6 protein-coding genes are annotated in these 13,183 nt (G+C 59.9%); all 6 read right to left on the bottom strand.

All coding sequences use genetic code 11. The features are described from left to right. Positions 1-38 precede the first annotated feature (38 nt). The 6 genes from BMZ66_RS15220 to pheT all read right to left on the bottom strand — a co-directional run bounded on the left by BMZ66_RS15220 (position 39) and on the right by pheT (position 12,972). On the bottom strand, positions 39-332 hold the full coding sequence (locus BMZ66_RS15220; RefSeq protein ID WP_092675370.1) for a cell division protein ZapA: 294 nt from the start codon (positions 330-332) through the stop codon (positions 39-41). 38 nt (positions 333-370) lie between these two features. Continuing rightward, entirely contained in the window at positions 371-667 is a 297-nt protein-coding gene (locus BMZ66_RS15225; RefSeq protein ID WP_092675374.1) for a hypothetical protein, read from the bottom strand. A gap of 172 nt (positions 668-839) precedes the next feature. Continuing rightward, entirely contained in the window at positions 840-3,860 is a 3,021-nt protein-coding gene (locus BMZ66_RS15230) for a M16 family metallopeptidase (RefSeq protein ID WP_092675378.1), read from the bottom strand. Positions 3,861-4,039: 179 nt separating this feature from the next. Next, the gene (locus BMZ66_RS15235; RefSeq protein WP_092675381.1) at positions 4,040-7,033 is read right to left on the bottom strand and encodes a M16 family metallopeptidase; all 2,994 of its coding nucleotides are present in this window, start codon (positions 7,031-7,033) and stop codon (positions 4,040-4,042) included. Between the two features lie 287 nt (positions 7,034-7,320). Then, positions 7,321-10,326, bottom strand: a complete 3,006-nt coding sequence (locus BMZ66_RS15240; protein ID WP_092675384.1) for a M16 family metallopeptidase — start codon at positions 10,324-10,326, stop codon at positions 7,321-7,323. A gap of 210 nt (positions 10,327-10,536) precedes the next feature. Beyond that, positions 10,537-12,972, bottom strand: a complete 2,436-nt coding sequence (pheT, locus tag BMZ66_RS15245) for a phenylalanine--tRNA ligase subunit beta (protein WP_092675387.1) — start codon at positions 12,970-12,972, stop codon at positions 10,537-10,539. Positions 12,973-13,183 lie beyond the last annotated feature (211 nt).

A 13,183-nucleotide genomic window follows, 5' to 3' on the forward strand; every position in this document is an offset into this window, starting at 1 on the left:
CTGCCGGGCCAACGAGTGTGCGGTGCTGCGCGCGGGTATTACCGCGACAGCACCACGCCTGATAGCAGCTCGTCGAAACGAGCCAGCCGCTCGGTCAGCGCCGCATCGGTGCCGTCCTTTTCCTTGCTCACCTTCAATTGGTCGGCCATGGTGGCCAGCGCAATCATGGCGAGCAAGTCCTGCTTGTCCTGAATGCCGTAGCCTTCCCGAAACTCGCGCAGCTTGTCGCCCAGCAGCCGCCCGGCCAGGCGCAGCCGTTCCTCATCCTGCACGTCAACGCGCATAGGATAGTCCCGGTCAGCAATTCGAATTTTGATGGCTAGTTCGCTCATAAAGCGGAAGTTACGGCGGTGGGGTGAGGGTCAGTGGGTTAGTCTCTCAAATAGGCAAGACACTTATCCAGTTCGCGGATGTATTCGTTGAGGCGTAGTTTTAATTCGTTGGCGTGGGTGGGTTCCCCAGCTATGGTGTGTACAAGTTTAACAATATTTTCCTGGTTTTGTCGCTCCTTCAACTGCTTGTCGCGCTCGCGCACATCGGCCCGCAGCTGCTGCACGGTGGTGTTGGCGTCGGCCAGCTCTTCACGCAATTGCTGATAGGCAGCCACTAAGGTGGTAATCTGCCGCTCCAGGCGGTCGAGTTGCGCAAGCTGTTGAGAAGAGGCCACGGTCAGGATAATTTTTGCGTGAAGATAAAGCGGACCGCCGAAAGCTACGCTTCATCAGGAACCGGCTTGCAACTTACTACTCAGGCAGCTTTGATTTCCAGTTGGCTGCTGGGTATAAAAAGTAAGCACGTCAGGAAACCCTGACGTGCTTACTTGTCACCAAACGGTGGTTTTACTGGGCCGAAGCCTCGCCTTTTTTGGTTTTGACTTTGGTTTTGCGCTTACCGTCCTTGGTTTTGATTTTTTCGTCAACCACCGCGGCCGGTGCTTCAACCACCGCAGGAGCGGCCGCCACTACAGGGCTGCCATCCAAGTCGAGCTCTACCACAGGGTAGCCGAGCTCCTTCAAAGCGGGCAGCTGCTTGCTGTCGCCCACTACCACGATGTACATCTTGTCGGCCGGCAAGTACTGCTTGGCCGTGGCCTGCACGTCTTCCTTGGTCAGTTTCTTAAGAATCTGGCTGCGCTCGTCCACATAGGTAGTGGGTAGATTGTACTCCACGATTCGGCTCAGGAAGCTGGCTTTCTGTAGGCCGGTTTCGTAGCGCAGCGCGTCGCTTTGACCAATGGCCGTTTGCAGGAAGCTGAGCTCCTCGTCGGAAATACCCTTTTGGAAGTTGGTGATTTCGCTCATGAACTCCATCACTGCGGGGGCAGTGGCATCGGCCCGCACCCCGGCTTGCGCAGTATAGGGCCCCGCGTAGCTCGTGCCGCTGAAGCCTGCCCGAGCGCCATACGTGTAGCCCTTGGTTTCGCGCAGGTTCATGTTGAGGCGCGAGAGGAAGCCGTCGCCCAGGGTGAAATTGGCCAAGTAGGCCCGGTAATACTCCCCGGTAGCATCATAAGGCAAGGCCAGGTAGCCAATACGTATTTCGGACTGCGCTGCGCCGGGCTTGTTTACAAAGTAAAGGCGGGTCTGGTCGGGCTGTGTGGCCGGAAACGCCGTGGACAATGCTACGTCCTTCTTGGGCCACGCCTTGAGGAAGGCTAGCTTACTGATAACGTCTTTCTGGTCCACGTCGCCTACTACGGTGAGGAAGCTCACGTTCGGTGCGTAGTTCTGCTGATAGAACTGCTTCACGTCGTCCAGCGTAAGGCTGCTGGCGGTAGCGGTGGTGCCACTGGCCGCAATGCGCATCACATCGGACTGCCCGTAGAGCAGGCGGTTGTAGGTTTTGTCGGCAATGACCACCGGCAGGGTGTTCTGGTTGGCAATGCCTTCCAGCGTCTGTTTCTTGAGGCGGGCAAAGTCAGCGGGGTCAAAGCGCGGGTGCATCAGGCGCTGCTCGACCAAAGCCAGGGTGGCGGGTAAGTTTTTGGTCAGGCTCTGCACCGACACCAACGTCCGGTCGTCGCCCGCCGAAATTTGTACGCTGCTGCCCAGCTTTTCCAGTTCGGCCGCAAACTCTTCGCTCGTGTACTTCTCGGAGCCTTCGTTTAGCATGGCGGCCGTAAGACTGGCTAGGCCGGCCTTGGCGGGATTAGCTTGCTCGAGGCGGTGGCCACCGCGGATGGTGAGCAGCATGGTCACAGCCGGAATCTCGGTGTTGCGCGTGCCAATCACCTTCAGTCCATTGGCAAATTCCTCCCGATAAAGAGCGGGTATTTTCACCACCGGATTACCGCCGGCCGCCGGCACCTTGCTGCGGTCGAAGTTGTCGGTGGCTTTTACATACTTCAGGCTGGCGTACTCGTCTTTCGGGTCCTGGTAGCCCGACTTGTCCACGGTGTAGTTGTCGGGTTTGGCCGGGGCCACGCCGCCGGTTTTGGGCACCACGCTTAGGATAACCGCCTTCTTGCCCTTGAGGTACTTTTCGTACACGCGCTGCACATCGGCCTTGGTCAGGGCCTTGAGCTCACGGGCCTCTACGGTGAGGTAGTTGGGGTTACCAAAGAAGGTTTGGTTAGCGGCCAGCTGGCTCACCTTGCCGCTCACGCTGGCCAAGCCGTTTACCATTTGGGCTTCGGTCTGGGCCTTGAAACGTTGCAGGTCTGCATCGGTCACGCCGCGCTTCTCGAACTCGGCCATGGTGCCGCGCACGATGGTTTCGAGGCTGTCGAGGCCTTTGCCCGGGAATGCGCGAGCCACAAAATTCATCTGGCCGCTCAGTTCGGCACTTTGTTGGTAGGCTTGCGCTGCCACCGCTTTCTGGTTCTTCACCAGGTTCTTGTAAAGCAGCGAGGTTTTGCCGCTGCCCATAATCTGGGCCAGGGCGTTCAGCGGTAAATCGTCGGGGTGGCCGTTGGGCACGGTCGGGAACACCATCTGCAGCATCGGGAAGCGGATGTTGTCGGCATAGCTCACGTAGCGGTCGGTCGTCAGCACGGGAACGGCAACCTTGTCTTTGGCCACAGCCGGCCCGCGCTTGATGTTGCCGAAGTATTTCTCCACCAGCTTCACTACTTCAGTAGGCTTCACGTCGCCGCCGATGGTCAGGGTGGCGTTGTTCGGGCCGTACCAGCGCAGGAAAAATTTCTTCAGGTCTTCCACATTGGACCGGTCCAGGTCTTCGAGGTAGCCGATGGTAGACCAAGAATAAGGGTGGCCGTAGGGATACAGCGTTCTGCTGATGTGCTCGCCGGCGAGGCCGTAGGGGCGGTTGTCGTAGTTCTGGCCCCGCTCGTTTTTCACCGTGGCCCGCTGCACCTCGAAGCGTTCTTGCGTAACGGCATCAAGCAGAAAGCCCATGCGGTCAGATTCCAGCCATAGGGCCCGCTCCAGCTGGTTGTTTGGCAGGGTTTCGTAGTAGTTGGTGCGGTCGCCGTTGGTGCTGCCGTTGTTGCTGCCGCCGGACCCAATTGTCATTTTATCGAAAGTACCCTTGGGCGCGTGGTCAGAGCCTTCGAACATCATGTGCTCGAAGAAGTGAGCAAAGCCGGACTTGCCAATCTGCTCGCGGGCCGAGCCCACGTGGTAGGTCACGTCGACGTGTACCAACGGGTCGGAGTGGTCTTCCGTCACGATGAGCGTCAGGCCGTTGGGCAGCACGTACTTCTCGTAGGGAATCACGAGCTGGCCGGGCTGCTTGGTAACTTTCTCCACCAGCTTCGTGCCGCCGGGGGTGGTCATCAGGGCCTTGCCGGTGGCAGCCGCCGACTTGGCAGACGGTTTGGCCGCGGGTTTTTTCTGCGCACTGGCCGGAGCCACTTCCAGCAGCGCTGCGCACAGTACCAGTAAAGCTGAGTACTTCATTTGAGAAAAAGGTGATGATGTAAAGAAAGTAAGATGAACCAGGGCGCAACTTAGCGACGCAAATAGTAAAGCGGTGCAGTCCAACCTGTTTCGGCCGTACCAGCCGGTACAAAAAAAGCACGTCAGGTTTCCCTGACGTGCTTTTTCGCTTCAAAGCGGTTGCTAAGTCGGTTTATCGGCTAGCCTTTCTTGGTCTTAACCTTGGTCTTGCCCTTGCCGTCTTTGGTCTTGATTTTTTCGTCGACTACTGCGGCCGGAGCTTCAGCCGCCGCAGGAGCGGCAGCTGCTACGGGCTTGCCTTCGAGGTCCAGCTCCACTACGGGGTAGCCGAGCTCTTGCAGGGCGGGCAGCTGCTTGTTGTCGCCTACTACCACAATGAACATCTTGTCGGCCGGCAGGTACTTCTTCGCCGAAGCCTGCACGTCCTCTTTGGTCAGCTTCTTCAGAATATCACTCTGCTGCTGCACGTAGCTGGGCTCCAGGCTGTACTCTACCAGGCGGGCCAGGAAGCCGGCTTTCTGTTGGTTGGTTTCGTAACGCAGGGCATCAACCTGACCCACCGACGACTGCAGGAAGGCGAGTTCCTCGTCTGAGATGCCGTTGCCGTAGTTGGTGATTTCGCTCATGAACTCCTTCACCGAAGCGGCCGTGGCATCGGCTCGTACACCGGCCTGGGCCGTGAACGGACCGGCATACTGAGTGCCGGCATAACCCGAGCGGGCGCCGTAGGTGTAGCCTTTGTTTTCGCGCAGGTTCAGGTTGATGCGCGAGTTGAAGGCACCGCCGAGCAGGTAGTTAGCCAGGTAAGCGCGGTAGTACGGGCCGGTGGCGTCGTACTTCATATCGGTGAGGTAGCCCACCCGGATTTCCGACTGCGCGGCGCCGGGTTTGTTCACGAAGTAGAGCGTGGTTTTGTCGGGCTGCACGCCAGCCATGTCGGCTGGGATGCTCACGTCTTTCTTCGCCCAGTTTTTCAGGAAGCCCAACTGCGGAGTCAGCCCTTTTTGGTCCACATCACCCACCACCACGAGGTAGCTCACGTTGGGCGCGTAATACTTGTTGTAGAAGTCCTTCACGTCGTCCAGCGTCAGGCTGGTTACCGAAGCGGTGGTGCCGGCGGTGGCAACGCCCGCAATGTTGCTGGTGCCGTAGAGGAGCTTGTTGTAGGTCAGGTCGGCAATGACGGCGGGCTGGGTGGTGAAGTTGCCAATCAGCTCCAGTTGCTGCTTCTTCAAACGAGCGAAATCGGTCGCGTCGAAGCGCGGGCGCATGAGCCGCTCTTCGAGCAAGGCCATGGTGGCGGGCAGGTTGGCGGTGAGGCTTTGCACCGATACCACGGTTTCGTTGTCGTCGGCGTTCACCGAAATGCGCGAACCCAGTTTGTCCAACGCGGCCGAGAACTGTTCGCCGGTGTACTTCTCCGAACCTTCGTTGAGCATGGCGGCTGTCAGGGCAGCAATGCCGGCTTTCTCGGGCATGGTTTGCTCGAGGCGGTGGCCGCCGCGGATGGTCAGGCGCATGGTAACAGCCGGAATTTCGGCGTTGCGGGTACCTACCACTTTCAAGCCGTTGGGCATGGTTTCCTGGTAGAGCGCGGGCACTTTCACCACGGGGTTGGCGCCGGCAGCGGGTTGCTTGCTGCGGTCAAAGCTGTCGGTGGCTTTCACGTACTTCAAGCCGGCGTACTCGTCTTTCGGGTCCTGGTAGCCCGACTTGTCCACGGTGTAGTTGTCGGGCTTGGCCGGGGCTACGTCGCCGGTTTTGGGCACCACGCTCAGGATGACGGCCTTTTTGCCTTTGAGGTACTTGTCGTAGGCGCGCTGCACGTCGGCTTTGGTCAAGGCGTCCAACGCTTTGTTCTCCACCGTGATGTAGTTCGGGTTGTTGAAGAACGTCTGGTTGGCGGCGAGTTGGCTCACTTTGCCGCTCACACTGGCCAGGCCACTCACCGTTTGGGCGCGGGTCTGGGCCTTGAAGCGCTGCAGGTCCTCGTCGGTCACGCCGCGCTTCTCAAACTCGGCCATGGTGCTGCGCACAATGAGCTCCAGGCTGTCGAGGCCTTTGCCGGGGAAGGGCAGGGCTACGAAGGCCAGCTGGCCGCCGAGCTCCGAGTTCTGCTGATAGGCCTGGGCCTGTACCGCCTTCTGGTTTTTCACCATGTTCTTGTAAAGCAGCGAATTCTTGCCGCTGCCCAAAATCTGAGCCAGGGCGTCGAGGGGCAACTCGTCGGCGTGACCGTGGGCCACCGTTGGGAACACCACCTGCAGCATGGGGAAACGCACGTTGTCCTGGTAGCTCACGTAGCGGTCGGCGGTGAGCGTGGGAGCGGGCAGCTTGGTGGGCGTCACGGCCGGGCCGCGCTTGATGCTGCCGAAGTACTTCTCGGCCAGCTTTACTACTTCGGCGGGCTTCACGTCGCCGCCCACGGTCAGGGTGGCGTTGTTCGGGCCATACCAGCGCAGGAAGAAGTTCTTCAGGTCGTCTACATTGGAGCGGTCCAGGTCTTCGAGGTAGCCGATGGTCAGCCAGGAGTAGGGGTGACCGTAGGGGTACAGCGTCTTGCTGATGTACTCGCTGGCCAGGCCGTAGGGGCGGTTGTCGTAGTTCTGGCCGCGCTCGTTTTTAACGGTGGAGCGCTGAATTTCGAATTTCTTCTGGCTCACGGCGTCGAGCAGGAAGCCCATGCGGTCGGCTTCCAGCCACAGGCCGGTTTCGAGCTGGTTGCTGGGCAGGGTCTCGAAGTAGTTCGTGCGGTCCGTGTTGGTGGTGCCGTTCAGGGTGCCGCCGGCGGCGGTTACCAGCTTGAAGTGCATCTGGTCGCCCACGTTGTCGGAGCCCTGGAACATCATATGCTCGAAGAAGTGGGCAAAGCCGGACTTGCCAATCTGTTCGCGGGCCGAGCCCACGTGGTAGGTCACGTCGACGTGCACCAACGGGTCAGAGTGGTCTTCGGTCACGATGAGCGTGAGGCCATTGGGCAGCACGTACTTCTCGTAGGGAATCACCAGCTGGCCGGGCTGTTTGGTTACTTTCTCCACCAGTTTGGTGCCGCTGGGGAGGGTGGTGGTTTTTGCAGTTGCTGCTTTGGTGCCTTTGGTGGCGGGTTTTTGCTGCGCGAAGCTGGCGGTAGTTACCAAAGCCAAGCCCAGTGTGGATAATAATCGAAGGTTCATTTTTTGCGGGAAAAGGGAAAAGTGTGAAATGAGGTAAAAGGGAAAGCTGCTGTCGCTTACATTTTTTCTTTGCCGAGGCTAACTTGTGCGAAAGGTAAGGCTGCGAATTTATTTTTAAATCAGGTTGGCCTGCCACTTGTTCAACTTGGTCGGCGCTACATGACTTCGCCAGCGGCCCGCCCACCTGCGCCTGGCAGTAAAGCTCAGGCCACTCCAGAAAAAAGCCCGTCCTGCTAAGCTTAGCGGGACGGGCTTTTTTGGGTTTAGGCGCCAGTGGCACCAAGCGGCTAAGACTTGCCTTTCTTGGTCTTAACCTTCATTTTGCCACCGTCGTCGGTCTTGGTTTTCATTTTTTCGTCAACCGCTGGCATGGCGGTTTGGGCCGGTGCCGCAGCGGCTACCACGGGCTGGCCTTCCAGGTCCAACTCCACCACTGGGTAGCCCAAGGCTTGCACAGACGGCAATTGCTTGCGGTCGCCCACTACCACGATATACATTTTATCAGCCGGCAAGTTCTTCTTGGCTGAGGCCAGAACGTCTTCCTTGGTCATCTTCTTGAGGATGTCGCTCTGCTGCTGCACGTAGCTTGGCTCGAGGTTGTACTCCACCAGGCGGGCAAGGAAGCCGGCTTTTTGCTGGCCAGTCTCGTAGCGCAGGGCGTCGCTCTGACCCACCGAGGATTTCAGGAAGGCGAGTTCATCATCCGAAATGCCGTTGGTGTAGTTGGTGATTTCGCTCATGAATTCCTTCACCGAAGCAGCCGTGGCGTCGGCGCGCACGCCGGCTGAGGCGGTGAACGGACCGGCGTAGCGGGTGCTGCCATAGCCCGAGCGGGCGCCGTAGGTATAGCCCTTGTTCTCACGCAGGTTCAGGTTGATGCGCGAGTTGAAAGCGCCGCCGAGCACGTAGTTGGCCATGGTGGCGCGGTAATAGTCGCCTGTGGCGTCGTAAGGCATGTTGGTGAGGTAGCCCACCCGAATTTCCGATTGCGCGGCATCCGGCTTATTCACAAAGTAGACCGTGGTTTTGTCGGGCTGCATGCCGGCCATGTCAACGGGAATGGCCACGTCCTTCTTCGCCCAAGCTTTTAGGAAGCCGAGCTGGGGCGTAAGGGCCTGCTGGTCCACATCGCCCACCACCACGAGGTAGCTCACGTTGGGGGCGTAATACTTGTTGTAGAAGTCCTTCACGTCGTCCAGGGTCAGGCTGCTCACCGAGGCGGTGGTGCCCGCCACGGAAGTGCCGGCGATGTTGCTAGTGCCGTAGAGCAACTTGTTATACGTCAGGTCGGCGATGACTCCCGGTTGGGTAGCGAAGTTGCCGATGGCTTCTAATTGCTGCTTTTTGAGGCGGGCAAAATCCTGGGCATCAAAACGGGGATGCATCAGGCGCTGCTCAAGCAAAGCCATGGTGGCGGGCAGCTTCGACGTGAGGCTCTGCACGTAGACCACGGTTTCGTTGTCGTCGGCGCCCACTGATACGCGCGAACCCAGCTTGTCGAGTGCCGCGCTCATCTGTTCGCCGGTGTACTTCTCCGAGCCTTCGTTGAGCATGCTGGCCGTGAGCTGGGCGATGCCGGCTTTGCCGGGCATGGCCTGCTCGAGGCGGTGGCCGCCGCGAATGGTCAGGCGCATGGTGACGGCCGGAATCTCCGTGTTCTTCGTGCCCACGATTTTCAGGCCATTGGCCAGGGTTTCCTGGTACAAAGCGGGCACTTTCACCACCGGGTTGCCTCCCGAAGCAGGCTGCTTGCTGCGGTCGAAGGTGTCGGTGGGCTTCACGTACTTCAGGCCGGCGTACTCGTCCTTGGGGGCTTTATAGGCCGACTTGTCGAGCGTGAAGTTGTCGGGCTTGGTCGCGTTCACACCCCCTGATTTAGGGATAACGCTCAGGACGACGGCGTGCTTGCCTTTGAGGTACTTGTCGTACACACGCTGCACGTCGGCTTTGGTCAGCGCTTTGAGCTCCTTGGTCTCGACGGCGAGGTAGTTCGGGTTATTGAAGTAGGTCTGATTGGCGGCGAGCTGGCTCACTTTGCCGCTCACGCTGGCCAGGCTGTTCACCAGCTGTGCTTCGGTCTGGGCTTTGAAGCGTTGCAAGTCTTCATCCATCACGCCGCGCTTCTCAAACTCGAGCATGGTGCTGCGCACCGACGCCTCGAGGCTATCAAGGCCTTTGCCGGGGAAGGCCCGGGCCGAGAAGCCAAATCCGCCACCTAATTCAGAATCTTGCTGGAAAGCATTGGCCTGGACGGCTTTCTGCGTTTTCACCAGGTTTTTGTAGAGGAGCGAGTTTTTACCGCTGCCCAGGATTTGGGCCAGCGCCGAGAGCGGCAGCGCGTCGGGGTGGCCGGCCGCCACGGTCGGGTACACCATCTGCAGCGACGGGAAGCGGATGTTGTCCTGATAGCTCACGTAGCGGTCGGTGGTAAGCACCGGAGCCGGGTATTTGGCCTTGGTCACGGCCGGGCCGCGCTTGATGCTGCCGAAGTACTTCTCGGTCAGCTTTACCACTTCGGCGGGCTTCACGTCGCCGCCCACGGTCAGGGTGGCGTTGTTCGGGCCGTACCAGCGCAGGAAGAAGTTCTTCAGGTCCTCGACGTTCGAGCGGTCCAGGTCTTCGAGCGAGCCGATAACCGACCAGGAGTAAGGGTGACCGTAGGGGTACAGTGCCTGGCTGATAATTTCGCCGGACCGCCCGTAAGGGGCGTTGTCCACGCGCTGGCCCCGCTCGTTTTTGACGGTGGAGCGTTGGATTTCGAACTTCTTCTGGCTCACGGCGTCGAGTAGGAAGCCCATGCGGTCGGCCTCCAGCCACAGGCCGGTTTCGAGCTGGTTGCTCGGCAGGGTTTCGTAGTAGTTGGTGCGGTCGGTGTTCGTTGAGCCGTTGAGGGTACCACCGGCAGCCGTCACCAGCTTGAAGTGCATCTGGTCGCCGACGTTGTCGGAGCCCTGGAACATCATGTGCTCGAAGAAGTGGGCAAAGCCGGACTTGCCGATTTGCTCGCGGGCCGAACCCACGTGGTAGGTCACGTCGACGTGCACCAGCGGGTCGGAGTGGTCTTCGGTCACAATCAGCGTCAGGCCGTTGGGCAGCACGTACTTCTCGTAGGGAATCACTAGCTGGCCGGGCTGCTTGGTCACTTTCTCCACCAGCTTGGTGCCGCTGGGCAGGGTGGCCATGGCCGTTTTGGCGACCGGCGCTTTGGCCCCTTTGGCGGCCGGTTTTTGCTGGGCAAAGCCAATGCTGGTCACCAGGGCCAGGCCCAAAGTAGACAGGAAACGTAAATTCATTTTTTGCGGGAAACAAGAGGTAAAAAGAACAAACTGAAATAGGTGTGCCACACCCAGCCGTAGCTGCCTGAAAGATAGGGTGTGACCTTCGAAACAGAATAGAATATCGACCGGCAGTGCAACTTTATCGAGCAGAACATAAAAAAAGGAACGTCATGCCGAGCATGACGTTCCTTGGGTTTTTGGCAACTAGCAGCGTGTACAAAGCTGCTATTTCCGAATTAACGCCCCAGCCTGCTTCTCAAACTGCTGAATCAACTTCTGCATCACCTGGTCGATGGCTTGCTCGCTCAGTGTCTGGGTGAAGTCCTGCAGGGTGAAGCTCACCGAGTAGGATTTCTTGCCCGCGCCGAGGTTCTCGCCAGCATACACGTCGAACACGTTCATGCTTTGCAGCAGCTTCTTCTCGGTGCGCTGGGCAATCTGGCGCAGCTGGTCGAAAGTGACGTTGGAATCCACTACCACGCTCAGGTCGCGCCGCACTTCCGGGAACTTGGGTAGCTCGTGGGCCACCAGCGTGGGCTTGTACTTCTTGCTCAGCGCGTCCCAATCCAGCTCGGCATACCACACGGGCTGGGTCACGTCGAGGCGCTTGAGCACGGAGGCCGATACGGCGCCGACCTGCGCCACCGGCTGGTTGTGCACCAGCAGGGTGAGGCCACCGGCCAGGTAGGGGTGCTGCACGGGCTGCGAAGCGGCTCCGCCAAAGCCAAGGGCGGCCAGCACTTGCTGCACAGCGCCAGCCAGGTCGTGGTAAGCGGCTTTTTCGGACTTGTGCTGCCAGGTTTCGCCGGCGGCATTGCCCGTGAGGTAAATCACCAGCTTGTTCTTCTCCTGGTATTTGCCGTTCTCATTCTGCGAATACACTTTGCCGAATTCGTACAGCTTCAGGTCGCGCTGGCGGCGGTTGATGTTGTGCCGAATAATTTCCAGGCCCGAATGCAGCAGCGTGGGCCGCATGGCGTTCAGGTCGATGCTGTTGTAATTGAGAATACGCACCAATGCCGCGTCGGCTTCGCCTTCTTTGTCGAAGTATTGCGAGTTGGTGAGCGAGTTGGTCAGAATCTCCGAAAAGCCCTGCCCACTAAGCAGCGAGGCGATTTTTATCCGGGTCACCTCCGGGTCGGGGTTCGGGAACTTGGCCAGGAACGACGCCGAGTTGTGCGGCCGCAGGGCCACGTTGTTGTAGCCATAAATCCGCAGAATTTCCTCGATGATGTCGGCCTCGCGGGTCACGTCGACCTTATGGGGCGGCACGGTGAGCAGCCACGTGGCCTGGTCGCCTTCGTCGAGGTTCTCTTCGGTGATGACTATGTCCAGGTCGGTGAGAATCTGACGGATTCGCTCGGGCGCGATGTACTGGCCCACCAGCCGCTCCACGCGAGGCAAGCGCAGGCGCACGGTGGCGGGCTGCACTGGGGCGGGGTACTCGTCCACGATGGGCGCGGCCACGGTGGCGCCGGCTACTTCCTGCAGCAGCAAGGCGGCACGCTGCAGGGCCACCAGCACCATGTTGGGGTCGGTGCCGCGCTCGAAGCGGAAGGAGGCATCGGTCTTTAGCTGGTGCGTTTGGGAAGTGCGGCGCACGGCGGCGGGGCCGAAGTAGGCGCTTTCCAGAAACACGCGGGTGGTGGCTTCGCTCACGCCCGAGGTTTTGCCACCGAACACGCCGGCCAGGGCCATGGGTGCGCCGTTGGCGTCGGCAATCACGAGGTCTTCGGCTTTGAGGCTACGCTCGAGGCCATCCAGCGTCACGAACTTCTCGCCGGCTTCGGCGCGCTTCACGCGGATATGGCCGCCGGTAATCTGGTCGGCGTCGAAGGCGTGCAGGGGCTGGCCGAGCTCGTGCAGCACGAAGTTGGTCACGTCCACCACGTTGTTGATAGGAGAGAGGCCGATGCTGCGCAGGCGGCGCTGCAGCCACTCCGGCGACGGGCCCACGTGCACGTTTTCCAGGAGCAAGCCGGCGTAGCGCGGACAGGCCACGTCGTCTTCAATGGTCACGCTAATATTAACCGCAGCCGATGCGGGAGCTTGGAAAGCGCTGGTATCCGGCAGGTGGCAGGGCTGGCGCAGGAGGGCGCGCAGCTCGCGGGCCACACCGTAGTGCGAGGCGGCATCGGCCCGGTTGGGCGTTAGGCCAATCTCATACACCGTATCCGAGCCCAGGCCGAAGTAGTCGGCGGCGGGCGTGCCGTTGGGCAGCTCGGTTTCCAGCACCATGATGCCGGCGTGGGAAGTGCCCAGGCCGATTTCGTCCTCGGCGCAAATCATGCCCTCGGAGGCCGCGCCGCGTATTTTGCTTTTCTTTATTTTGAACGGCTCGCCCTGGGCGGGGTAGAGCATAGCGCCTTCCAGGGCCACCACCACGCGCTGGCCGGCGGCCACGTTGGGGGCGCCGCACACAATCTGCCGCGGGGAGTCGTCGCCCACGTCCACGGTGGTCAGGCTGAGCTTGTCGGCATCGGGGTGACGCTCGCAGGTGAGCACGGTGCCCAGCACCACGCCGCGCAAGCCGCCTGGGATGCTTTCCAGTTCTTCCAGGCTCTCCACCTCCAGGCCCGAGCCGGTGAGCAGGGCGCCAATTTCGGCGGCGGGTTTGTCGGTAGGAATGAGGGTTTTAAGCCAGTCGAGGGAAATGCGCATTGGTTGAAAAATCTTTGCTGAACGAATAGGGGATGGTGTTCGACCCACGCAAAGGTACAGCCCTGCGGAATGGCCCAAACCGTGGCTGTGGTACGCTGGGCTTTATTCGCCGCGATTTGTTGGCTGCCAACCTCGTTCGTTTCCTGTGCTGGGTCATGGGCGGGGTTGTTTTGAGTGGGGATAGGCTCTGGCCTCGGCCTTCTCACGCAGT

The organism is Hymenobacter arizonensis (assembly GCF_900115775.1).
Taxonomy (GTDB): Bacteria; Bacteroidota; Bacteroidia; order Cytophagales; family Hymenobacteraceae; genus Hymenobacter; species Hymenobacter arizonensis.